This window comes from Lyngbya confervoides BDU141951 (assembly GCF_000817775.3).
Taxonomy (GTDB): domain Bacteria; phylum Cyanobacteriota; class Cyanobacteriia; order Thermosynechococcales; family Thermosynechococcaceae; genus Lyngbya; species Lyngbya confervoides.
The window spans coordinates 1-24,215 of record NZ_JTHE03000084.1 but is presented as its reverse complement, the minus strand read 5'-3'; the positions used below and the strand labels follow the sequence as shown (position 1 = coordinate 24,215).

Genomic DNA, 24,215 nt, shown 5'->3' with positions numbered 1-24,215 from the left:
GAACAGTCTTCGTAGCTTATTATAGCTACCAGGGCTTCTTGAGAAATTGCCCCCAACTGTTATTGAGAAGTTGCGAGCGAGATACTTTGACGAACGCCTGAACCAGGGGGACTATATTATCCTCCTAGAGGCATCTGAGCCTGAAATCCGACGAGCCGAGCCATCCTTGATGCGAGGCGGTATTTATGACTGGAGCATCTACAGTGGTGCTCCCGTGTCCCCAGCGTCTAGTCGCACTCTGGTGTAAGGCTCTGGTGTAGCGCTCTGGTGTAAGGCTGACTCATGGATCGCCAAGGGGCGTTAGCCCTAAGCTGTCTGGAGGGGCTTCTCCCAGGTAGGGATCTGCCTTAGGCGTCCATGATACCTCTCCTTTATCCTCATTGCCCTTTTAACCTGCGCTGGCTTTATTGTGGAATTCATCGGCCTTATCGTCAAACGCATCATCCAAGCCGAGTAGTTCCTGTGTGCGACTGACCCGCAATGAGTGATTCAACATTAGGCGAATCAATCCCCAGGTCAAAAGACTGAACACAATTGTGAAGGCGGCGATCGCAATAATCCCTAAGAATTGGAACCCCAGGACCTCTAAACCTCCCCCTTTTAAAAGCCCCAGGGCCGGGCCTTCTAAGATGCCATACCGGGGATAAAGGGTGGGACCATCGCTAAAGAGCCCCACACAGAGCGTTCCCCAGATGCCACAGCACAGATGCACCGGAATGGCCCCCACCGGATCATCAATCAGGGCCTTATCCAGCAAGATGGTGGAAAAAATGACGATTAATCCCCCGCATAGCCCGATAATTGCCGCCGAACCCACATCGACGTAAGCGCATGCGGCGGTAATACTCACGCAACCCGCTAAGATTCCATTGATGATGAAGGAAAGACTGGGTTTGCTCAGATAGATCCATCCGCCAATGGTGGCTCCAATTCCACCTAGGGACCCAGCCATGAGGGTGTTGAGAAGGATATGCACAATGGCTGCTGTATTGGCCTCAAGGGTCGACCCGGCATTAAATCCAAACCATCCCACCCAGAGAATCAGACATCCGAGCGTGGCAAGGCTCAGATTTTCTGCTGGCAGGGCGTGAATGCGTTTTGCCGGAGTGATCCCAGATCGAGATCCGCCTGAGCCCCAGGATCGAAAGCTTCGGGTCTTAAAGGAAAGTTGCTGATAGTCTGATTCTGAGATTGAGGAATATTTCCCAATCCTCGGTCCTAAAATGAGGGTTCCCATGAGCCCTGCCCATCCCCCCACCGAATGTACAACGGTTGATCCTGCAAAGTCCCAAAACCCCAGTTCAGCCAGCCAGCCGCCCCCCCAAACCCAGTGACCAACGATGGCATAGGCGATGCCGACAAACAGAGGACTAAACAATAAAAATGCGGTGAATTTGACCCGCTCCGCGATCGCTCCTGAAATAATGGTGGCGGCCGTCCCTGCAAAGGTGAGCTGAAAAAAAAACTTGGCGGTGAGGGGCAGCGCTGCCCAGTTGAGCGCTGTAAAAACCCCTCGATAGTTTGCGCCAGTGGTGGGGCTATTTTCAGAGGGACTCACCAGAAAAAATCCCGAAGTCCCAAACCAGGGGGTGCCATCCCCAAACATAAGGCCAAAGCCCAGAATCCAAAAAGAAAAGGTGGCCAGACAGAAAACAATTAAGTTCTTGGCGAGAACCGTAATGGAGTTTTTCCGGCGACAAAACCCCGACTCTAGCATGGCAAAGCCAGCGTTCATAAAAAAGACCAGGGTTCCCGTGAAAAATACCCAAACTGTATTGAGGGTGACCTGGAATTGCTGTTGCTTAAGTTCTAGGATCTGTAGCCGTTGTAAAATCTCTGGATTGCTCTGGGCCGCTGACCCTTCGAGTAAGATCCCTGGAATTCCAAGAACGATGATTATCCCCAGAGCTAAGGGGAGGAGCAACTGATATCTTTTCCTGCTTGACATAACTCCTAGGGCTAAGGCCAGTAAAAACTTGTACTCTTTCAGGCGCAAGACAATCAAAGCTGCGCCCTATCCTATCTCGGGAATGAGGAAAAAGTTTGATTTTGGAGAGGATAGGGTTAACTGTGAAGCAAAAGTCGCCCGAGTAGCGGGCAAATGCTTAAGGGGTCTCCTCACCAATTTCAAGCTGATTAATGACCTCCGCCACCGGCTGTAACGGTTCTGTTCTTTCTGACTGAAAGAGCTTGAGGAACCAGTGATTAGGCCTATCGTTCCTGACCTGGGTTGACTTGGCGATCGCCAGGATTTCATTTTGAGCGTTAACTGTTGGCACATAGCCCTTCACCACAATGGTGCAGCCATACTGACTCACCATGATGGCGTTCCGCTGGGAGAGATAATTGCCCTGCTGTTGCTGCAGGGCTTGGGAAACCCACTGAGAGAGGCCATGGGGATCGTAGGATCCGTCTAAGGCAATGCGGCAAGCATCCCTGGGCCGAAGGCTCAGCACGGCAATGGCCGCTAATATCACAAAAGGCAAGCTCACCGACAGCACTTTTTTAAAAGAAACCCCTGTCTGCTGGGAAGAAGTTGAGGCCATGGGTAACGGCTGTGGCAACTGCTCCCCCGACAGTTCTGAGCTTTGAGGGGGGATCTGCGTCGGGGAGGGCAGCGGTGCCTGAGCAATGGAACATTTCCAAACGGTAAAGTAGTCCTCACTCTCCACGATAAAGCTAGGCGTGCCCGCTTCAATAAAGCTGGCGCAAACCTCAATGGCTGCCCTTTTCCAGCGCTTGGTAAATGCAGGGCCTGCGATAAACTGCCGTTGCCCAATAAAAAGACTATTTCCGTCAAAGTGGACGTGCTTTTTTCTTTTTAACCGTTGAATCTTAAAGAAACGAATTGACTTGTTGGTATTGGTTGGCACCCACATCCTCCTGCTAAGTTGATTTTAGAAGTGAAGCATAACCTTCCGCTTTTAGGTCTGTCTGATGTAGATTTTTTGCCAGCTCCAATTTTTACGTAGCCTATCTTGAGAGGTTTGATGAGATTGAGAAAAGACTAAAAAATATCAACTAACTGTGTAATATCGAGGAACTTTAACGGATTTAAATTTAGAGATGGGTGTCAAAAATATCCCTACTACAGCCCCGGCTTGAAATTCCTTGACCTCTGGAGATTTATAGAACGAAGCCTGGGAGGGACGTAGGGTTTTTTAAGGTATATATCATAAAGTCACTGCTCTAGATTATCAACCCTGTAGAGGAATTGGAACCCAGATGTTTTAATTTTTATTTCGTAAAGAAATTTATTTGATCCTGATTATGTGACGACCAATACAGTCTGCTGAGACAAACTGTGGTGACTGGTGGGCGCCGTTCAGAAAACCCGGTCTGAGAGGCTGGACGGATTGTGCGCAGGTCACCGTTTTTTTCGGGAGTTCAACAGGGGGTGAATGCTGTATTGTCTTCCCGTTGAGATTGCCGAAGGTCAACAGGGACAGCAGAGACTCCATCGGGGACAGGGGGTGTGAAGAAGGCAAACCCAAGTTGTGAGGATTTTGTGGGCTTCCTGTGCCTTTAGGTGCGAATAACGCCCTGGATTTGATCGGCCAGGGTCTGACCGGCTTGATCGACGGTGACAATCTCAATTTGCTCGGCGCTGTTGGCCCCCAAGCCCAACTCAACCGCCCGCTGAATCTGATCTAGCTGCCACACAGACCCCTGGGCCACAGCGGAGGTGGTGCCTAGAAGTCGGAGAATGGCGATGGCCACCACATCGACCGCGACCCGGTCCGTGCCCGCTAAAATTACCCCAGCCTTCGCAATGTCCCCGGCCTCGGGTCCACCCTTGATAAAGGCTTCTACCCCATCGAGGAGAATGAGGGCCGGGGCATAGGCAGTGTTGATCTCGGCGATCATCAGACGCTGGTGGGGAGAGGAATGTAGCTCGCCCATGTAATTATGGGAATCCCCTGGAACGTATTTGGCCACTAGGCCCACCGCATTCTTGAGAGCCAGGGTGATATGGCCCCCAAAGCGGTGGGTTTTAAGGCAGCAGGTGTTGACTACCGCTCCTGCCTGTAACGCGGGGCGGGCAAAGGCAAACCCCTTGGACCAGTGGGTTCCCTCGGCTGGGAAATATTGCCAATCGTCCTGCGCGAGTTCGTCCAGAACGATGGCCTCTAGGCCATAGCGGTCGGCCAGTTGAAACACGCCCTTGGTCTCCATGGCCTGGCGGGTGTTTGCCATGCCAGAGCGATCGCCAAGGGTAATGGGACCGGCCCCCGCGTTTTGCAGTTCCTGGATGATCGCCTCTAGGAGGGCCGAATCGGTGGCGGCGGGAGCCGGGTCGGCGGTGTTGTAGTTGGGTTTGAGAAACACTGTCTGACCTTTGAGACCCTCCGGCTGCAGCTGATCTATGGCCTGGCGCGTCCCCGCAACGCGATCTTCACTGCGGATTAACACGACGCGACTCATCCCGGAGGGCGTGGTGGGGGAAGAGGAGGCTGCTGCGGGACTAGCAAGATTCCTCTGGGGATCGGCTTCCGGGGACTGGGAAGTTCCCCGGCAGGCCACGCTCAGGGCTGCGCTACTGGCGGCCAGGCTGGCGAGCCTTAACAGTTCACGTCTGCTGAAATCTGGCGGAGGAGGAGCAGGAGACATTGTCCATACCCAGTGAAGGAACAATTCGACAAACAAACCCTGGCGGTTCACCGGGACTGATCCCTACTTTAGCGTCCGCCAAACTATAATGCAGGGCGTTCCCGAATGAGATAACCCTGGTCCTTCTATCCGGCTGAATCTCTAGTGGGTGGCAATGATATGGAGATCGACATGGGGCAGCAAGCGCATCAGCTTTTGAACAATCGACCCCTTCATGAACAGCTGCCAGCGCGATCGCTGCGTTTCTCCCAAGACAATTTGGGTAATATGATGCGTCCTGGCAACCTGGGCGATGGTCCCCACTACATCATCAGACTCGTGACGAATGAACTCTCCTTCAAATTCCTGGGTCAGGCCCTGACAGGTTTCAATGTGAAGCGCCTCTGCTTTGGATAAAAATTGATGGGGATGGGAAACGAATAACACAAAGAGCCGGCTATTGAGTTGGCTGGCAATGCGCGCTCCCCGCCGCAGAAGCTGAATCGAATTGGGATAGGTGGAAATACAAACCAGAATGCGTTCATGGATCGTATGATGGCCTTCTAAATCAATCTCTCTACTATTTTCCTCAATGTTGTTGGCCACCTCCCTGAGAGCCAGCTCCCTTAAGGCAACGAGATTTTGGCGCTTAAAGAAATTTTGAAGGGCCTGATCGATCTTTTCGGGGGCATAAACTCTGCCCTCCTGCAGACGCTCTTGCAGAGTTTCGGGAGTCACATCGATCACCACCACCTCATCGGCCTCATCCAGGAGACGATCCGGGATGCGCTCTCGTACGACCACTCCAGAAATTTTGAGCACCAGATCATTTAAGCTTTCGAGATGCTGAATGTTCAAAGTGGAATAGACATCAATGCCCGCTGCCAGAATCCGCTCCACATCCTGATAGCGTTTGGGGTACTCAGAACCAGAAACATTGGTGTGCGCCAGCTCATCAATGAGAACAAGCTGGGGGGATCGAGCCAGGATAGCCTGGGTATCCATTTCCCGCAGCGATCGCCCCTGCCAGATCATTTCCCTTAGGGGAACTTGCTCCAGCCCCGTGGCTTTTTGAGCTGTTTCCTCCCGGCCATGGGTCTCCAACAGCCCCACCACCACATCTAGCCCTTCCTGCTTTAGTTGTTGTCCCTCCTCCAGCATGCGATAGGTTTTGCCAACCCCCGGTGCCATGCCGATAAAGATTTTATGTTTGCCCCGGCGCGACAAGGATGGAGGTGCCATGGAGTTAGAAACCGGCAAGGATTGGAATTCACTGGAGTGGATCATTGAGGGGACGAGGTTAAAGACTATCCAGGGCTACATTAAGAGTGAGGACATTCACGCCTGGTTCCCCCAATAGTTCTAAAAAGCGGTGATCCGTATGCTCAGCGATGAGGGTTTCGAGTTGATCGGGGGAAAGGGATCTTGCCTGGGCAACCCGGTTAATCTGGGCCTGAGCCGCTGCCGGGCTGATGTGCGGGTCCAGACCTGACCCGGAGCTATAGAGTAAATCAGCAGTGGGATCAATCCCCAGTCCCTTCAGGCGTTGCACTTCGGCTTGCAGGCGAGAGTGCAAATTAGAATTATCCGGAGCTAGGTTACTGGCCCCCGAAATCCCGGTGGGTGCGGCTTCGTCCCCTGTGCTGTAGTTAACAGTGCTGGGGCGACCCCAGAAGTATTCATCGGAGGTGAAGCTTTGTCCAATCAATCTTGAACCAATGAGTTCTCCTTGAGCATTGGTCATCAAGCTGCCATTAGCCTGGTAGGGAAAGGCCACCTGTCCGAAGACTAAGATCACTGCTGGATAAAGGAATGCGGTCAAGACCCAGAGCAAAGCCGTACTGCGGATACTGATCAATAGGTTTTTCATTGTGGAAAGTCTCCGAATGTGCGAATTAACAACTGCCAATCAAAGCAGAACAGGGGGGCCGCGATCTGGGTGGTCCGCTTCTGGATCAAAACCTTTCGGGCTGGACAATCACCCAAGCCAGATAGACCGCCAGCAGTACCACAACAATTCCCAGGAGGCCCAGGGCGTAGGCAGTACCGCGACTCATTGTGCCATCGCTAACGGCACAAACCGCTGGGGCAATGGCTGTATTCAAGAGAAAGGCCAGAAAAATTAAGCGAGGCCAGGTGGAAATTTTGGGATACATCGTAGTTTAAAGGTTCTCAGCAGGTGTTAGAGCCTGGAAAGACTAAGATCAATGAGTTTAATAGCGATAAATGGGGCAATAAGGCCGCCCAAGCCGTAGATTAAAATGTTGCGCTGAAGTAATTGATTGGCACTCAGGGGACGAAATTTTACCCCCCGCAGGGCCAGGGGAATCAGGGCGGGGATGATCAGGGCGTTGTAGATCAACGCTGCAAGAACAGCGGATTGGGGACTGTTTAAGCCCATGACGTTGAGGGTACCAATACCAGTGCTGGTGAACATGGCTGGGATAATCGCGAAGTATTTGGCGATGTCGTTGGCCAGGGAAAAGGTGGTTAAGGCGCCTCGGGTAATTAGCAGCTGTTTGCCAATGGTGACTAGATCAATCAGCTTTGTGGGATCGGAGTCTAAATCAACCATGTTGGACGCTTCCTTGGCTGCCTGGGTGCCGGAGTTCATGGCCAGTCCCACATTGGCCTGAGCCAGGGCAGGAGCATCGTTGGTTCCGTCCCCGGTCATGGCCACCAGCTTGCCTGCAGCTTGCTCCTGTTGAATGACCTGAATTTTGTCTTCGGGGGTAGCCTCAGCAATGAAGTCATCGACTCCGGCCTCTTTGGCAATGACTGAGGCCGTAATGCGGTTGTCTCCAGTGAGCATAATGGTGCGAACGCCCATTCGCCGCAGTTGATTAAAGCGTTCCTGGATACCGGGCTTAATGATATCTTTGAGGTATATCACGCCATAGATGTCGTGGTTTTGACAGACTGCTAGGGGTGTTCCCCCTAAGCGAGAGACTTGCTCATAGGCCGCATCCAAGTCGGCGGGGGCCTGCCCTCCTCGCGATCGCACAAATCCGCGAATTGCGTCCACGGCCCCTTTACGAAATTCGCCGCCGTCGGGCAAATCGGTGCCGCTCATGCGGGTGCGGGCCGAAAATTCAACCCCCTCTGCGGTTTGCGGATCAAAGGGGAGAGTGGCTCCCAGTTTCTCGGCCAGGCGCACGATGGATTTGCCTTCGGGGGTGGTATCAAAAATGCTGGCCGCCAATGCGATCGCCGCTACCTCCGCCACCGAGTGATCCTGCACCGGAATAAATTCCTCCACCAAACGGTTGCCCAGGGTAATGGTGCCCGTTTTATCCAGCACCAGGGTGCTGATATCGCCACAGGCTTCTACCGCTCGTCCGGAGGTGGCCACCACGTTAAACTGCGCCACTCGATCCATGCCAGCAATGCCAATTGCACTGAGCAATCCTCCAATGGTGGTGGGAATCAGGGCCACCAAGAGGGCAATCAGCAGGGTGATGCTCACCGGGCTATCAATGTAGTGGGCCGGAGGCGGCAGGGTGGCCACCACGATTAAGAACACCAGGGTCAGTACCGCCAGCAACACCGTCAGGGCAATTTCGTTGGGGGTTTTGCTGCGTTCGGCCCCTTCCACCAGGGCAATCATGCGATCAATAAAGCCCTTGCCAGGATCGGCGGTGACGCGGATGACCAGATTATCGGAAAGGATGCGCGTTCCCCCAGTAACAGAACTGGCCACATCCGAACCGGGTTCCTTCAGCACCGGCGCGGATTCTCCGGTAATAGCGGACTCATCCACGGACGCCACGCCTTCTAGAACTTCGCCATCGGCGGGAATGAGGTCGCCCGCAGAAACGGCAATGCGATCGCCCCGGCGCAGATCCGTAGAGCTGACCCTTTCCTCCGAACCATCGGCCAATATTCGCTGAGCATAGGTTTGGGTTTGCGTCGAACGCAGCGCATCGGCCTGTGCTTTTCCCCGTCCTTCGGCCACTGCCTCTGCAAAGTTAGCAAAGAGCACGGTCAATAACAAAATCACCGTCACTGAAGCATTAAACCCAGCAGAGGTTGAACTCCTGCCAAATAAATTGGGATTCAGGGTCAGCAAAGCGGTAATCAAGGTGCCCACCCAAACGATAAACATGACCGGATTTTTGATCATGATTCTGGGGTTGAGTTTCCCAAAGGCCTCCCGCAACGCCCGTGAATAGAGATCCGCAAGGTTTGCCTTGGGCATGTGTCGCCGCTGTTGGCGCGGTCCGCCCGATCGTGAAAGGGTTGATGTCATGGCTAGAGAAATCAGGAATTGAGAATAGTCAGGAATAAATAGGTGGGATCGTCCTGGGATCAGAGCCTTGAGGCAAGATTGAAGCCTTCAGCCACCGGGCCGAGCACCAGAATAGGCAGAAACGTGAGAGCGCCAAGGATGACAATTGCCCCAGCGGTGACTCCGGTAAACAGCGGTGTATCGGTGCGCAGGGTGCCGCTGGTTTCGGGGACAGATTGCTTGCGGGCCATGCCGTCTGCCAACAGAATCAGCGCCACAATGGGCACATAGCGCCCGGCCATCAGGGAGAAACTGGCACTCAAATTCCACCAGAGGGTGTTATCGCCTAGCCCCTCAAAGCCGGACCCATTGTTGGCGGCGGCAGAGGCATATTCATAGACCACCTGGGAGATGCCGTGAAAGCCGGGATTGCTGATGCCCGACAGGATTTCCGGGAACGCCAGCGTGATGGCAGCCGGAACCAGAATCGCAATGGGATGAATCAGCAAAATTAAGCTGGCGAGTACAATTTCTCGCTTTTCGATTTTGCGGCCCAAAAATTCCGGGGTCCGCCCTACCATCAGCCCCGTCAGAAACACCGTCAGGATCAGGAAAACAAACAGGTAGGCTGTGCCCGTGCCCTGTCCCCCCCAGATGATTTGCAGGAACAGATTCGAAAGGGTGACAAAGCCACCAGGGGGCATGAGGGAATCATGCATGCCATTGACGGCGCCACACATGGTTCCCGTGGTGGATACGGCCCACAGCGCTGTCAAAGCCCAGCCGAACCGGACTTCCTTGCCCTCTAGGTTGGGTTGGGTTTCTCCCAGGATTTGATTGACCAGGGGGTTCCCCTGAAATTCGCCCGCTGTGGTGATGCTAATCAATATGGCATAGAAAACAAAGACCATCCAAAAGATTAACCACCCCTGCTTGGGGTTACCGGCCATGATGCCGTAGGTGATGATCAGGCCCGCGGGAATCACCATCATAATCACCGTTTCCAGCAGGTTGGTGAAATTATTGGGATTTTCAAAGGGGTGGGCGGAGTTAATCCCAAAGAATCCGCCTCCGTTTTCCCCTAGCTGCTTAATGATTTCAAAGTGGGCCACGGGGCCACGCGCAATCCATTGGGTCGCCCCTTCCAGAGTGGTGACCTGGGCTGGCCCCGCTAGGGTTTCCGGGACTCCGGCAATCAGTAAGGCGATCGCCCCCACCAGGGAAATGGGCAGCAGAATGCGCGTAATGGACCGCACCAAATCCTGGTAAAAATTGCCGAGGGGCTGCCCGGCCAGACCGCGAATAAAGGCGATCGCGACGGCAATGCCGGTGGCCGCCGAAGTAAACATCAAAAACCCCAGGGCTCCTACCTGAGCGAAATAGCTGTAGGTTGTTTCTCCGGCGTAATGCTGCTGATTGGTGTTGGTCACAAAGGAAATAGCGGTGTGTAAGGCTAAATCCCAGGAGGGGGCAGATAACCCTGTTGGGTTCAGGGGCAAACTCCCCTGAAGCATAAAAATCAGAAATACCAAGATCCCCATTACCAGATTGCTAATCAGCAGGGCACTGATGTAGCGGCGACCCGTCATGGTGCGGCCTTGAGCAATGCCTGAACCGGCGAAGATCAGACGCTCAAGGGGACCGATAACCGGGTCAAGCCAGGTGGACTGCCCCTGAAAAACCCCCGCCATATAATGTCCCAGCGGGGGGGCAGTGGCCATCAAAAGGGCCAGAATTAAGACAATTTGTACAAAAGCTGGCAGCATGGAACTCTCTCGACTCAAACTAACGCTAAAAATAGAATTTTTAAAGGATTAATTCTTGAAGCTTGCGGCCATCATCTCTGTTTAAGGGGTAGGCAGCACATGGACTGCGAGGGAAAAAGCGGGCTTGATACAGCGGTTCTCTAGGCCAGAATCTCAGAGATTTTAGCCATCCTTTGACCGCTTTCTAAATTCCTGTTTCCAGGAAATAGGACGAGTTCGCCTTAAATAAACCTGAAGTGTTGGCAATTGGAAGGGCTGAAGGGTGACGGCAAGTAGCCAATCATGGGCCATAATAATAGGCTTTTCCGAAGCCGGAATTAATGTCCCATTGCGCACGAGTTCCAGCATGAAACAAGAGTGAGGGATGACGACTGCCTGGATTGAGCATCCGATATGTTGACTGTTGGCACATATCAAGCTCGACAGAAGTTCTGGCTTCATCATTTTCTGGATATTGATACGTTAGGGCAACGCATAGGAGTGCAACGAATAAATATCTTTCAAGATCAAGCTGGAGGGCCTAATTAAAAACGGACAATAACGAACGAAAAAAGAAATCATTAAACTGAAAATCTAATTCATTCATGTCCCTAGCTTGCCGCGACCTGTGGGCTTATGCAAGGTATAGAGATGGGTTTAGCGACAATTTATAAATGCGGGTCTAAACCAGCCGATGGACTCTGTTTAGGAGATTTTATTTCCAGCTATATCAAATGGTATAGGCTGCTTGATCTGTATCGAGAGAGTGAAGGTTTTGTCTTAGCATAGGAGGATACATCCCAGCCTTGTTCTGATCTAGCCTGCCCTGAAGATCTCCCAATACGTTGAGATCTTTAGGGCAATTCCCCTTTCAGTCCTTCCCCGACTCCACCATGCGTACCTGGACTCGCACCCACTGGTTTTTAGCCATGCTTTTTCTGGTCGTGATTGGCCTAGAATACAGCACCCCATCCCCTTACGTCTTTGGATACCTTTACATTGGGGCGGTGTTGCTGGCCAGCGTGCGGCTTGGGCACCGGGAAACCCTCTGGGTAACAGGCATTGCAGTAGGTTTAACCTTGCTAAATTTGTGGATTCCCGGAGTTGAGCCGATTCGGCCCATTACCTTGGCGAATCGCACCATCACCGTTTTGGCGCTCATCGTGACGGCCTGGCTGAGCGATCGCATTCAGCAATACGAAGCGGCGATGCTGCGGCAACAGGTGCAGCTGGCGACCCAGACTCAACTGGCAAAGGTGCGCGAAGACTTTGTCTCTACCTTAACTCACGACTTGAAAACGCCTCTGTTGGGTGCTCTGGAAACCCTAAAGGCCTTTCAGTCTGGACAGTTTGGTGCCATTACCCCTGCCCAGCAGCGGGCGATTGCCATTATGAACCGCAGTCACTGCATGACCCTGCAACTGGTAGAAACCCTGATGGATGTTTACCGCAATGATATGGAGGGGCTTCACCTGCAGCGGACGGTGGTGGATCTGACCAAGCTGGCTGAAGACGTCATCCTGCAGCTCACGCCCCTGGCCACGTCCCGGCAAATTCATCTATGTCTGCGTCAGCGAGATTCTGATTTTCGCCAGGCCTATTGCGTAAATGCCGATGCCTTTCAACTGCAGCGGGTTTTTAATAACCTGCTGACGAATGCCATCAACCATTCTCCCCGAGGTCGTAAGGTGGAAATTTCCATTACGCTCAAAAACAACGATTACCTAGTGCAAATTCTAGATGAAGGCCAGGGCATTCCTGAGCACGACTTGCCCCACCTCTTTGAACGGTTTTACCAGGGACACGACGATCGCCAAGCCAAGGGGTCGGGCTTGGGGCTTTACCTGAGCCGTCAAATCATTGTGGCCCATGGCGGTAAAATATGGGCAGAGCAGCGATCGCCCCAAGGAGCTATCTTTGCCTTTTGCTTGCCCCTAGACTCTTGAACAGATTCACCCTGGATGCTCTGCATGGTGTAGCCTTCATCGCATCCCCTCCCTCTCACCACTGACTTGCGTCTCTATGTCCTCTCCCCTGATTCGGATCCTCCTGGTTGAAGATGACGAGCTGTTTCGGCTGGGGCTGGTGACTCGGCTAACTCAGGAACCCGGTTTGGAGGTTGTGGCCGAAGCCGAAGATGGAGAAACCGCAATTGCCTTCGTCCATGAGCAGCTGTTTGAGGTGGTGATTTTAGATGTGGGGCTGCCGGGCATTGGTGGCATTGAAACCTGCCGCCAGATCAAGCAAACTCATCCCCATCTACCCATCTTGATTCTCACTTCCCACTCCCAACCTGCGCTGATCAACCGCCTGATTGAAGCCCAGGCCCAAGGATATTGCGTCAAGGGGGTGGCCGCTGAAATCCTCATCCTGGCGATTCGGTCGGTGGCGGCCGGGGCTTCCTGGTGGGATGCGATCGCCTCTCAGGAAATTCAGGCTGCCTTTCAGTCCCCCTCCTCAACTTCCCTGCTAGAATCCTTGCCCGATGCAGTAAATCCCTTAACCAAGCGAGAACAGGAGATTTTAGTCCTGGTGGCCAATGGCAAAAGTAACCAGGAAATTGCAGAGGAACTTTACATTACCTCTGGAACCGTGCGGGTGCATGTGCATACTATTTTGCAAAAGCTCGCGGTGCGCGATCGCACTCAAGCTGCAATCTGGGCCATTCAAACCGGGCTAGTTCTCCCTGCCGATTAGGGGCTCAGAATAAGATGGGCCGCACCTTAGCGGCGCAAGGCCCCCTAGGGACCGCGATCCTGGGGATCTCTGCTTGATCCAGGGATCTTGTCTAGATCCATAGGGATCAGGGCAAGGCAATGCTACTGCCCTCTGCAAATCGGACTTCCTCCGCAGCCCATTCCGCTGAATGCACCTGTTGTGCCATGGTCACGTAGGTGGACCCCACAACTCGTTCCGCTCTATCCTGTAGCTGCACGTAAGCCGGTGCATCACTGCCCTGCCCTGGGAGCGCCAGCGGCAGGATGCGACTGTAGACCACCAGTGCATACTGCCCATCGGGGGCCGGCAGGGTGCCGTAGTAACTGTAGGAGGTTCCACCTCCAGACAAGACCAAGGCGACTGGGATCAGGAATAGTGCCAACCGCGATCTCCAGCGCGGAAAACTCAGGACGGCGGTCATGAAGGATAGCAGCAGCAGAAGCCAGAAGGCGGGGACTGCGTACCTATTGATACTGAACACATGCGTCCCGACCCCACATATTAAGCCTGCGAGGCCACTGCTAAGCGCCACTATTCCCAATTTCTTTCTCAGGACTTTGAGAGTCATACGGTTCTCAGCCATGCAGCCACAGCCATGCAGCCACAGCCATGCAGCCACAGTCAGGCGGCTAGGAATTTTCCGTTCACTGTAACAACTTTTCAGCCCCGTTGGAGATGTCAGTCCTCCGGACCCTCCGGACCCTGATAAATTCTGAAGGACAGAATCAGGAGTTCTACTTTCATCGCAGCGTGATGCAAGCCCCTATTGGTTTTGCGATCGAAGGGGGGCGCAGTGGCCGCATCAACGGCTTACCCGAGGGTGAGCGGGGTTGTCTCGTCGGATAGGAAATAGGCGGGATAATCGGGAACTGAGCCAACTTCCTGATTTCTGGAGCCGTTCGGCGAACCCCTGGGAGGTGAATGGGCTTCCTTGATCCCGCTTGACGATCTCCGGAGGACCCTCTTGCTCCATGGCCTCCTTCAAGGCCTCTAGGGAATCGTGACAGGTCCCCGTGAGGAATGTTTTTCCAAGACAGTCAATCTTCCGGGCGATCGCCCTCCATCTTACGTGAACGACTCTGTTTCTATCTCCACTAGAGACAGAGGGATGTGTTCAAACAACGATTCAATGGTCTCTCGGGACTGGTCTAGGTCATGACTGGACATTCTCCCCGTTTCTGGATGGTTTACCACCAAAGAGTTTTGCTGTCCTTTCCCTTTTTCAGTGGCCGTGACCGTCAAGATGCCATTGAGGTCAAAATCAAAGTGGACTTCAATTTCAACTGCACCGGCAGGTTTTGGTGGCAGCCCCTCGACCTGAAAGGACCCTAAGGGGACGTTTTCGCGGGCGATCGCATTTTCCCCCTGAAAGACCTCAATTTCGACAATCTCCTGTTGATCAGACGCTGTGCGATAGACCTTCGACTGGGAGGTGGGAATAACACTGTTACGAGGAATAATGGTACTAAACAGGCCTGGGATCGGCCCCACTGGTGTATCCATGATGGTTGCAATGCCCAAAGAATGCGGAATGACATCCACTAAAATTGAATCAATCTCTTCCCCGGATAAAATGCCAGCCTGTAAGGCTGCCCCCAAGCCCACACAAAGATCGGGGTCAAAGTGATTGACCGGTACGGCGCTCAAGTGAGTTTCCACTAAACTCTGCACCAAAGGAATACGGGTTGACCCTCCCACCAGAATGACCCGGTCAAGGTCATCTGCCGTCATCTGCGCATCGCTGAGGGCTCGGTCAATCGCCTCCAGGGTTTCCTGGAGCAGTGGCCGGATCAAGGCTTCAAACTCCTTTCGAGAGATCTCCACGTCTAAATGCAGCGCTGTTTCGCCCTTGCTGGCGAGGAAGGGCTCACGCACCTTCGTGAAGGCCGTTTCGCTCAAGGCAATTTTGGTCCGTTCCGCGGCCTGCAGGAGCTTCGCTTGCGTGGCAGCATCGGTTGGCAGGTCAATCTCATGACTGCGCGAGAACTGATCCGCTAGGTGGCGCTGCAGCAGGCGGTCGAAATCATCCCCCCCGAGGCGGTTGTTGCCATGGCTGGCAAGCACCTCGGTGACAGTCCCGGTAATTTCCACAATCGAAACATCAAAGGTGCCTCCTCCCAAATCATAGACAAGCACATTTTCCGTCTCTTCGGAGCGGGCATCAAAGACCAGGGCGGCAGCGGTGGGTTCATTCAGGATTTGTAACACCTCTAGCCCAGCAATTTCCCCCGCTTCCTTCGTCGCCTGTCGCTGAGCATCGGTGAAATAGGCTGGAACCGTAATCACGGCCTGGGTGACGGCTTCCGCTAACATCGCTTCCGCCCGTTGTTTGAGCGCACGCAGAATGATCGCAGAGATTTCTTGGGGGCTATAGTCCTGCTCACCCAGGCGAACGCGGGCATCAGTCCCCATCTGCCGCTTAATTGATTTGACGGTTCGCTCTGGGGCCGCCGCGTATTGCCTCAGTGCCGGCTGTCCCACCAACAGCGTTCCTGCTTCGCTCAGCCCCACACAAGAGGGCAGGAGTTCTACCCCCTCCTCATCCGGAATCACCCAGGGCTGTCCTTCCTCTAGGGCCGTAATCAAAGAATTAGTAGTGCCCAAATCAATACCAACCACCTGCGTCATAGCACGACTTCCCCATTTGCTATCTTGCTCTAAGATTAAAGGGTATTTAGGAAAACCCACAAGATCCGATCGAGACGGCAGACTAACGTTCTGGGGAAGGCTTCTCGGCCGGGGGCACCGCTACAATCACCTGTGCTTCTCTCAACACCCGGTCTTGCCAGCGGTAGCCTCGCACAACTTCTTCCACCACCGTCTGCGGGGGGACCTGAGACTCAGTCCGCTGACCCAGGGCATGCATGGTGTTGGGGTCAAAAGGCTCACCGTGGGTCGAGATCGGCTCAACCTGATGTTGACTGAGTACGGAGAGCATCGACTCACGGATCATATCCATGCCATCCCGAGCACTGTCAACAACATCCGCTACGCTGCCTGTGCTTGCTTCTGGAGAACCTTCAGCAGGGGGATCTAATCTTAACCATTGCCGCCATCGTTGCCACCAAGGCAGGGCTGGAGAGGCGTTGGACGACACTGAAGAATTCGGAGAATGCTGGGCCTGGTGCCAATGCGCTGAGGCGCGGTCCAGGGCATCCATAACCGTGAGTAGATCCACTAACAGTTTTTGCTGTTGCTTGCGCATCTGAATTTTTTGCTGGGCGAGTTCTCGCGGCGATTGGGTCATGAGGATTAAAAGGTCAGCAAAATGAGGTCTTCTAGCGTAACATCCGCTGCAGATCTGGCCCGCTGTTCCATTTGAGTGATGAGGGTTTCATCCAGCTCAACCTGAATGGGAGGGAGGTCAAAGAAGTCCCCCTGGGGCTGGGGGGCCTTCCGGAGGGCTTCATAGGCAGATCGGATGGCCTTAAACTCCTGAGGGTGGCTATGGGCCGGAAATTCTCTGAGTTTTGCGTGATAAGCGGCCTTGAGTTCAGCGGGGGTAGCTCCGGCGGAGACCCCTAGGCGGTCATAGTGATCGGGCATCGGTGTCAATCCTTAACGGGGCTAGGGGAGATCGGTCCATGGGTCCTAAAGGTCAAACTAGCGCTTGCGCTTCCTGTTTGCAGATTTTCGCGGCGGCGGTGGCAAAAAGATCGGGTCATCTTCATCCTCATAAAATTCGTTGAACATCTGCGCTTGTAATTTGGGCATCAGCAATTCAAGGAGTTCGGGCGGGACATTCCGGCCCAGCATTTTCTCCGCCATTTGCTGCAACAGCTCCGCCATATCCAACTGGTCAACTTCGTTGAACCGGCCCCGGCGAAGTCCTAGCATCTGACCGGTTAAGGCCTGGGCCTTAAACCAATCTTCTTCCCGATAGGCCTGGAGGGCCGTCGCATCTTGTAAGCGACGGGCCAGTTCAAATCCTTGGTCATAATACCGTTGATAGGTGGGAGAGCGGTTTGGAGAAAGGGTCGCTTGGGCCAGTAACAGGAGCGGATTTTGTGGCTCTTGACTGAGCTGCTTCTCAATGAAGGGACCAAGTTTTCGATTGGGCACAACGTGATTTAATTCTAAATGCGCCAGGGCCAAGGTGTTTCCTGGCTCAATCTCACGCTGCAGGGTACTCTGCACTGCGATCGCCAAGCGCTCGGTGGACAGATTTTTCAGAGCCAAGATCATCAGGTGAGCCCTTCGAGCCTGCGGCACTTCATCCATCAAATCAACAAGCTGTTTCGCATAGTGACCTTGCAGGGCCGTGATTCCCTTTTGATTGCGTCTGGCATGCTGCTGAATTACCAGGTAAATCGCCTTGAGAATGTCAACCTGAATCTGCGGGGGGTGCGAGCGCAGCAACTCATCCCATTGGGACAGGGCTTGGGATTGATTGATGGTCACCTTTTGCGCGCTACTGGGTTCATCCTCTGCCGCACCTAAAAAGATTTCCAGGGCGCTGAGCGCTGGGGTTGGCTTGTCCTCCTCCTCAACGAAGTCCTCCATGATCTCATAATTTTTGAAACTCAAGGCTGCCAACCACGCGGGTATCTCCACCTCGGTCTCGACCCCCACGTCCCCAAAGCGCTGACCAAACTTACGGCGCACAGACTTTAAGGTTTCGGATGCTCCTGTGCGCTCCAAGACTTCCACCAAGACGTAATAGGTGTCCTGATATTGACAGCCCAATTCCAGGGCTTGAGTTAAGAGGGGAATGGCGGCTTGAGCTTTCCCCTTTGAGAAGGCCCGCAGTCCCTGACGCGCAATCACCTCGGGCGAGTTAGGCGCGAGCTGAACGGCTTGATCAATACTGCGATCTACCTCGCGATAGGAACCGATAAGCATCTGCTGATCCGCAAGCCAGCAATAAAGTTGAGCCAGCGTGGCCCTTAGCTTCGTTTCTGGCCAATCTTGGGGCGTCCGTTTCGCTTCTTGCCTGACCCAACCCAGCAGCTGAGCCAGTAATTGAATGTCCTGTCGGTGATCGCCTGATGCATCGTACGCTTGATGCAGGCGCAGGGCTAACTTGGGATCAAAGGTGGGAGTGTGGACCACCGATTCCCAAAAGTGGGCGGCACAAGCCATTGCATCTTCTTGAAAGGCTTGATCCCCCCCCAACAGCAGTAGGGGACGATAGAGCGCTTGGAGTTCAGGGTAGCGTTTGGCAGTCTCGGCTGTAAGCTCAAGCACCAGATGCGCGGCCTTATGGAGGGCGTCATCCCGAATCAATGACAGCAATTCCAGAACCCATACATCCGCTTTTTGCGGGAGATGAGACGCTTGCAACTCCGACCATTGTTCTGATGATCCCTGGGTTTGAGGATCCCGAGCAATCTGGTGGAAAACTAATCGCTGTTTTGCAGGATGCTGAGGGCGGGGCTCACGGAAGGGTAGCCTCTTCAACCAGGGCTGATGCAGTCCTAACAGGGATTGAGCTTTAGACCATTGTCCAGCACATTGGTGCGCATAGACTCTCCAAGTCGCTAGGTAATCCCCCGGACTCGCCTGACGTCCCATTTTCTCGAAATGGCTCAGGGCAGCCTCCGGGGTCCCTGATTTCAAAGCCAGCACACCTCGGGACCAATGCAAATGGGGAGCATAAAAGCGACTCGATTTCGTTTTGATCAACGTCTCAACTACGTCCGCTTGCCCGTTTAGAAACAGCAACTTTAAATAACATCCCCCCAGATCCTTCGGCAGAGTTTTATCCTCAAAGGCTGATTGAAATAGCGCCAGAGCTTTCTCTTTCTCCTGTTGAGCCAGCAGGGTTTTCGCTAACCAGTAATGGGACTGGTCGGCCGGTCCCAGCGTCATTGCTTGTCGAAAGGATTCCTCCGCCTGTGAGTATCGAGATTGCTCGAACTCGTCCTTACCTTGCTGCAGCCAGATATCCGCTTCTGTCATGCTGAGCTTTTGCTCTGGATCTCGCTTGAGCGATTGCTGCAATCTACGAATCGCTTTGCTGTACTGCTTTTTTTTCAGCAATTCGTTGAGTTGCTGTTCCAGCGTTTGACTAGATGGTAGAATCTGCGCTAATTCTTTCCGGATTCCTGGACGCTTACCCAAAGAACTAAATCTCCTTCCTGAGTGCTACTTGCAAGATTCAACGGACGGTTTAGGTATCTCTATCTTAATCTTAGGTTCGATTGAGTCCTGAAATAGATACAGTAACAGTTCTTTAAGCACTCAACCGGCGATCGCTTCCCGATCAAACCTCATCTGGATCGATTTCAAGTTCCCTGAGCCGCTCAGCTAAAGGCGCTGCCCGCGACGCTCTTGCTCTGTTTCTGTTAGAATCCAGGCACCATCAGCGCCAGAGGATATGGATCAAAATGCTAATTCAGTTGACCGGAGTGGGATAACAATGTGTAGTGTAACTCACAAGTCCGTAATGACAACCGATGGAAAAGACATTTTCTAGTTAAAGAGCTATCCTAAGTCAGGACAGTACTTAATCTTTTTAACATTGCTGTCGTTATCAACATCAATGATTTCCAACGTAACTTGCTGACCTACCACCAACTCTTTCACATATTTGGGCTCTTTGCGGGACCGGCGAATCCCACCAAGAAATTCAAAAGTCACTTTACTATCTGTGTTTATCGCAGCAACCGTTGCCTTAATGAGTTGCCCGACCTCAACATTAACGGACTCGTATATCTTTTGCAGTTCGACCTCTCGCTCTGAGGGAATCTCGGAAATAATCTGGGTCTCTGCTGGAGGAGCGTCAAGGTAATATTGCACAAGACGGCTAGCCCAACCCAAAATATAAAGCATAACTGTAGGTTGGCTCTTATAATTAGAGGCTAAAAACTGCTGACATACCTCTTGAATATGTTCGTAGTATGCACGAGTTTTTTTGCTGTGGCCAACCCGATCTCCTTGCCGCGCTAGAGTCTCAAGATAGCTAAAAAATTTTTCACCCGAGTTTTCACGATCAAGATGGCTCCGAAGGTAAGCGATCGCTTTCTTAAACTCATTATTATCAAATTTGTCCTGCCTCGCCAGACTCATCGCGATCGCATCCGCAACCCTCCACTGAGTTTCAGTCAAATTATCCAGCTTCTCCATTAGTAATTCCCCCTAAGAGCTTCGCGGTCAGTGGGCCATTGCAGGATTCTAGCTAGAGATTCCAGTGCTCTTTTGTTCACCAATTGAGTTTGATGAGCAGCTTGCATAGCTACCTCCATTCGTTTCCGTAAAGCTTCTCCCTCAAGTTTATGAGATTGATCGCTGCGATAGGACTGGTAGCGAGATTTAAGGTTATCCCTGCATTCCAGATGGGTTACTTCTACGACAACTGTCCCAAAACCCACGGGCTTTCCTGCACCCAACTTAATCGCAAAAGGATAATCAGGATCCTGGCCCAGACTAATCAGGAGAGCACCCAAGTGAGCCTCAGATAAATTACGGAACTGAATAGAAGTCTTGAAGGAATAGTTTTTTCCAACCTGCTGCACGGGAACACCGCGATCGCCTCCACTAACTGCTGCCACTGCGTGGTAATAGAATTTTCGGCCAACGGCAAGGCCATTAATAAAATAAGCTACTCTCTTGTCAGGTTGGGGAGAATACATCGAAGGCATAAATCCCACTTGGGTTCCAGGGGACGTCCCCACAGCATCCTTAAAGTGGACAAGTCCTTGCCAACTCATTGCCCCAAACAATAAGCTTGCTGGGTTGAGGTCTTCGCCTTTTGATGGCAACAACCGCACCGGCATTTTCGACTTGTATTTGCCGGTTATCACTCCGAGAGGACTATTGGTCAAGGCTTCAAAGATAGACCGTAAGGCTCCTTTCAATGAGCTGCCAGGAATGGTTAATTTATCCTGGGAGGTCTGCATGGTTTTAATCAATGGAACTTTTGACCCCACATCTTTCCCCATTACGACGACACCGGTTGAAACATGAAGAGCTGTTTGAACCTTTAATTGCAAAGAAAATGAACCGTGAAAGAGGTTGTCTCGATATTTATTGTGGCCATAATCCATCGGCCTATATCGCTGAAGTTTGCTACCGTCAAACTCAACCACTGAATAGGGTTTTGGATTTACTGGCTGATTTGGATATTGGGGACGATCCTTATTTTCTGGCATTGGCGTTTCTGGGGATTAAAGCAACAAAGCGGATGGTTTCTGTGCGTGCATCAATAAAATACCGTTGCCGCACCTGAATGGGAGATGGTTTTAAGGTGGCAAACTTGGGAATAGGCGGTTCATATACCATTCCTGAAACCTCTCGTATTTTCCAGTTCCCTTCTAAAGATTTAAAATCCTGTTTGCCGTAATCTGAGGCCAATAATAAAAGACTGTAATGGCTGTTTTTCCGTTGCCAACGAATTTCGTGGTCGGCATGAATCAGTTGTCCGTCATGACTCAACTTAAGATTTTCAAGCGATTGGTCGATGAAGCCACTAACCTCATGAGGCCACTTTAGAAACCAATAACTATCCGACTTGTAAAAGTCTTCAAGTACATCTTTGAGTTCCTTCAAGCTCTCAACTGTTTTAACACCCACAAACGGGTTCATGCAGCCACCTCCACAATCTGCGACCAGGATTGAACAACCTGAGGGAATAAGTCATGATAAATTGCATTACCTTGCCAGACTTGTTGCACCCCAAAGTTGAAGGGCATTGGTGCTGCTTCTACAGAGGTTCTTTGATGATCTGGCTGAGGGTAGCCATAGCCTTCAGCTTCAGCCCCTAAGAACTCACCCGCCCCTAAAATGGAACAATTAGGTGGATTGAAATTTCGACCCATGAGCCTGATCTCATCTCCTTCTAACACACAGCTCGGATACTGAATCGTGGCCTTCTCAACTTGAACTTCAACCTGGCCCAGTCCTCTAGATTTGGCAAATCCAATACCGAACCAGCCATCGTTGAGATCTCGCAGCACTAAAGCGATTAAGCCGAGTTGCGCTAGTGAAAAGTTTTTGAGATGAAGTTTGGTTTTGAAGGATCCTGCAGTACACACCTCATAATTAAATGGCCCATTGGCTACTGAACCAAACACTCGATCAATCGCCACCCCGTTTCGTTCCTCAATTTTGAGTGCCTCCATATCTTCTGGATAAGCATCTTCAATTCGAAAACGGCTAGCGATCGCAATACTGCCAAAAATTTGGTCGGTAAAGGATGATAACTTGTAAATTTCAGCCCCTTCTTTTTTCTTTTTTTTATCTTTCTCTTGTTGATCTAAGTACTCATATTCTTCAAGCTTGAGTGGGTCTGCGGCCCAGAGCTTTGCTGGATTCTCAGGACGACGGTCACTGCCGACGGTGCGCACAATCCGTTCCGCTTGGGCTCTCAACGCGCCTTTCAGGGAACTGCCTGGTAAATAAATGCTCTGATCCTGCTTGTATAGGGTTTCAACGAACTCCATAGCTGGCTTCGAAGGGTCTGCTCCCTCTTGTCCTGATTTAATTAAAATCGGACCACAGGGGCAAAGACTTAATTCGAGGGTGAAATAGTTAACGAGACGCTTATGCATGGTGGTTGGATTGAATAACGACAGAGTAAACCCGACGCGCCCTAGGCTTTTGCGCTCAGATAATCAATCAGCTCCTTTGACCATGCTTCCCGTAATTCTGGAGCTAGATTACTTACAATTCGCGTATTCTCGACATTTTCTTTTAAGTACTGCAGTAGAACTTCGGGCGTGGTTGCCTCGAACCAATCAAACTTTGGTTCCGATAGCTCAACGACACCCAATCCCCGCGATCGCCCGCCTCCCAATGGAATCTGCTGGGTTTGAAATTGATGCAAACCAAAGAGGATTAAACCCAGCTCTGCGGGTGTCGCGTTTTCGACTACAGCCTGGAACTCAAATGCCGTATGGGCAGGAACGACCTGATAATTATAGAGCTTGCTATCAGCTGCCGTTTCCGTATCCCGATCAATGGAGACACCGTCCCGTTCCTGGTACTGTCCAAACCAACCATCTGCTTGAACCGGTAAGTCGCGAATTTGTAACTTGGATGCCATCCAGGGGGAACCAAACACGCGAGAGACAATATCAGTCTTCTCCAAGATTTCATGGGTTAATTGCTGATCAGCGTGGTCCTGACTTTCAAATTTCTTCTTAATGTCTTTGAGTTGAGCGCTGGTAATTGCCCATTCGCTCTCCTCGGCAGGGTTAGAGACTGGGTACTGGTATTCATCAACGATAGCGCGTACAAAGGATTCTAACCGAGATCTCATAGCCCCTTTGAAACTCGATCCTGGAATATAGGGTTGTCCTAAAGCATCTTTGATCACGGGCAGATCTGGCCCAATGGGATCTAGCGACCGTCCCTCACTGATTCGCATTGCGGTCACCGTGGTCAGAGTAGCGGTCATTTCAAGACGATTTTTGAAGATATCAAACATGATACGGCTCCCACTATTTATCCATCACAGGTACTAAAATTTATTGCTGCCCTTTATTGAGATATGTGAGATACCGTGCGCCGTACCCCAAATATCGCCGAATTAAATTCATCGCAATTGCGGACGAATGTTCCTGAATGTCTAACTCAGATGCAATTTTATCCGCAGTTTCTTTGATTTCCTTGTCAATTTGAGCAATAATGCAGTTTGCAAGAGATCCCTTCCCTTTACCCCATTTTTCACCCCGCCCCACCTGATACCGGAGAAAGTTTTTGACAACCTCAGCACTGGCGGTTGAAGTTGAGACGCTGACTAAATTTCTGAACTGAGATTCTTCTAATAATTTTTCTTCTTCCTTTTTCTGGGGATTAAATTTCCCGTAGCTGGAGTTATCTAGCGCATCTTGAATCCAACTGACCAAGTTATCTTCCTGCTCTAGAATTCTTTGTTGAAGTTTTAACTGAGTTTTGGGATCCATCTGATTAATTGTAACTACTCAGGCTGAAGTAAGAAAGGTTTGGGGCTTCCAGAAAATAGAGCAATGAGAGCATCCACGACATTGTGT

General features: G+C 51.9%; 22 protein-coding genes. 3 read left to right on the top strand and 19 right to left on the bottom strand.

Annotated elements, in window-relative coordinates:
* Window positions 1-46 precede the first annotated feature (46 nt).
* Entirely contained in the window at window positions 47-247 is a 201-nt protein-coding gene (locus tag QQ91_RS14510) for a hypothetical protein (RefSeq protein WP_166282931.1), read from the top strand.
* A gap of 141 nt (window positions 248-388) precedes the next feature.
* Here QQ91_RS14510 and QQ91_RS14505 read toward each other — a convergent pair whose 3' ends face one another.
* From QQ91_RS14505 to kdpA, 8 genes are all read right to left on the bottom strand, one after another.
* Window positions 389-1,924: an ammonium transporter gene (locus tag QQ91_RS14505; protein ID WP_236096199.1), complete on the bottom strand. Its 1,536-nt coding sequence runs from the start codon at window positions 1,922-1,924 to the stop codon at window positions 389-391.
* A 181-nt stretch (window positions 1,925-2,105) separates the two neighbouring features.
* On the bottom strand, window positions 2,106-2,873 hold the full coding sequence (locus QQ91_RS14500; protein WP_166282927.1) for a hypothetical protein: 768 nt from the start codon (window positions 2,871-2,873) through the stop codon (window positions 2,106-2,108).
* Window positions 2,874-3,525: 652 nt separating this feature from the next.
* Window positions 3,526-4,611, bottom strand: coding sequence for a DUF362 domain-containing protein (locus tag QQ91_RS14495; protein WP_166282925.1), 1,086 nt, complete (start codon window positions 4,609-4,611; stop codon window positions 3,526-3,528).
* Between the two features lie 141 nt (window positions 4,612-4,752).
* On the bottom strand, window positions 4,753-5,832 hold the full coding sequence (locus tag QQ91_RS14490; RefSeq protein ID WP_250833365.1) for a universal stress protein: 1,080 nt from the start codon (window positions 5,830-5,832) through the stop codon (window positions 4,753-4,755).
* 58 nt (window positions 5,833-5,890) lie between these two features.
* Window positions 5,891-6,460, bottom strand: a complete 570-nt coding sequence (gene kdpC / locus QQ91_RS14485) for a K(+)-transporting ATPase subunit C (RefSeq protein WP_166282921.1) — start codon at window positions 6,458-6,460, stop codon at window positions 5,891-5,893.
* 85 nt (window positions 6,461-6,545) lie between these two features.
* Window positions 6,546-6,746: a potassium-transporting ATPase subunit F gene (locus QQ91_RS14480; protein WP_166282919.1), complete on the bottom strand. Its 201-nt coding sequence runs from the start codon at window positions 6,744-6,746 to the stop codon at window positions 6,546-6,548.
* 26 nt (window positions 6,747-6,772) lie between these two features.
* A complete protein-coding gene (gene kdpB, locus QQ91_RS14475; protein ID WP_166282917.1) occupies window positions 6,773-8,839 on the bottom strand; it encodes a potassium-transporting ATPase subunit KdpB in 2,067 nt (688 codons plus the stop codon).
* A gap of 59 nt (window positions 8,840-8,898) precedes the next feature.
* Complete coding sequence (kdpA, locus tag QQ91_RS14470; protein WP_166282915.1) at window positions 8,899-10,584, bottom strand: potassium-transporting ATPase subunit KdpA; 1,686 nt, start codon at window positions 10,582-10,584, stop codon at window positions 8,899-8,901.
* An 872-nt stretch (window positions 10,585-11,456) separates the two neighbouring features.
* Here kdpA and QQ91_RS14465 point away from each other — a divergent pair.
* Together QQ91_RS14465 and QQ91_RS14460 are read left to right on the top strand one after the other, a co-directional pair.
* Window positions 11,457-12,509 (top strand): sensor histidine kinase, encoded by a 1,053-nt coding sequence (locus QQ91_RS14465; protein WP_166282911.1) that lies wholly within the window; start codon window positions 11,457-11,459, stop codon window positions 12,507-12,509.
* Between the two features lie 76 nt (window positions 12,510-12,585).
* Entirely contained in the window at window positions 12,586-13,260 is a 675-nt protein-coding gene (locus QQ91_RS14460; RefSeq protein ID WP_166282909.1) for a response regulator transcription factor, read from the top strand.
* Between the two features lie 106 nt (window positions 13,261-13,366).
* On the opposite strand, the gene QQ91_RS14455 is transcribed toward QQ91_RS14460, so the two are convergent.
* The 11 genes from QQ91_RS14455 to QQ91_RS14405 all read right to left on the bottom strand — a co-directional run bounded on the left by QQ91_RS14455 (window position 13,367) and on the right by QQ91_RS14405 (window position 24,128).
* Window positions 13,367-13,762, bottom strand: a complete 396-nt coding sequence (locus QQ91_RS14455; RefSeq protein ID WP_201277472.1) for a hypothetical protein — start codon at window positions 13,760-13,762, stop codon at window positions 13,367-13,369.
* A gap of 584 nt (window positions 13,763-14,346) precedes the next feature.
* Window positions 14,347-15,909 carry an Hsp70 family protein gene (locus tag QQ91_RS14450; protein ID WP_166282905.1) on the bottom strand — a complete coding sequence of 521 codons (1,563 nt, stop codon included), beginning with the start codon at window positions 15,907-15,909 and terminating at the stop codon, window positions 14,347-14,349.
* Between the two features lie 82 nt (window positions 15,910-15,991).
* Window positions 15,992-16,528, bottom strand: coding sequence for a nucleotide exchange factor GrpE (locus QQ91_RS14445; protein ID WP_166282903.1), 537 nt, complete (start codon window positions 16,526-16,528; stop codon window positions 15,992-15,994).
* Between the two features lie 5 nt (window positions 16,529-16,533).
* Entirely contained in the window at window positions 16,534-16,827 is a 294-nt protein-coding gene (locus QQ91_RS14440; RefSeq protein ID WP_166282901.1) for a DnaJ domain-containing protein, read from the bottom strand.
* Window positions 16,828-16,884: 57 nt separating this feature from the next.
* Entirely contained in the window at window positions 16,885-19,344 is a 2,460-nt protein-coding gene (locus QQ91_RS14435) for a tetratricopeptide repeat protein (protein WP_236096198.1), read from the bottom strand.
* A 363-nt stretch (window positions 19,345-19,707) separates the two neighbouring features.
* Window positions 19,708-20,349: a hypothetical protein gene (locus QQ91_RS14430; RefSeq protein ID WP_166282899.1), complete on the bottom strand. Its 642-nt coding sequence runs from the start codon at window positions 20,347-20,349 to the stop codon at window positions 19,708-19,710.
* Window positions 20,349-21,374: an RAMP superfamily CRISPR-associated protein gene (locus tag QQ91_RS14425; RefSeq protein WP_166282897.1), complete on the bottom strand. Its 1,026-nt coding sequence runs from the start codon at window positions 21,372-21,374 to the stop codon at window positions 20,349-20,351. The genes QQ91_RS14430 and QQ91_RS14425 overlap by 1 nt, the downstream gene beginning before the upstream one ends.
* Window positions 21,361-21,807, bottom strand: coding sequence for a hypothetical protein (locus QQ91_RS14420; protein WP_166282895.1), 447 nt, complete (start codon window positions 21,805-21,807; stop codon window positions 21,361-21,363). Before QQ91_RS14420 ends, QQ91_RS14425 begins: the two co-directional genes overlap by 14 nt.
* Window positions 21,804-22,772, bottom strand: coding sequence for an RAMP superfamily CRISPR-associated protein (locus tag QQ91_RS14415; protein WP_166282893.1), 969 nt, complete (start codon window positions 22,770-22,772; stop codon window positions 21,804-21,806). Before QQ91_RS14415 ends, QQ91_RS14420 begins: the two co-directional genes overlap by 4 nt.
* Window positions 22,773-22,813: 41 nt before the next feature.
* The gene (gene csx7, locus QQ91_RS14410; RefSeq protein WP_166282891.1) at window positions 22,814-23,650 is read right to left on the bottom strand and encodes a type III CRISPR-associated RAMP protein Csx7; all 837 of its coding nucleotides are present in this window, start codon (window positions 23,648-23,650) and stop codon (window positions 22,814-22,816) included.
* A 40-nt stretch (window positions 23,651-23,690) separates the two neighbouring features.
* Window positions 23,691-24,128 carry a hypothetical protein gene (locus QQ91_RS14405; RefSeq protein WP_166282889.1) on the bottom strand — a complete coding sequence of 146 codons (438 nt, stop codon included), beginning with the start codon at window positions 24,126-24,128 and terminating at the stop codon, window positions 23,691-23,693.
* Window positions 24,129-24,215: the final 87 nt, after the last annotated feature.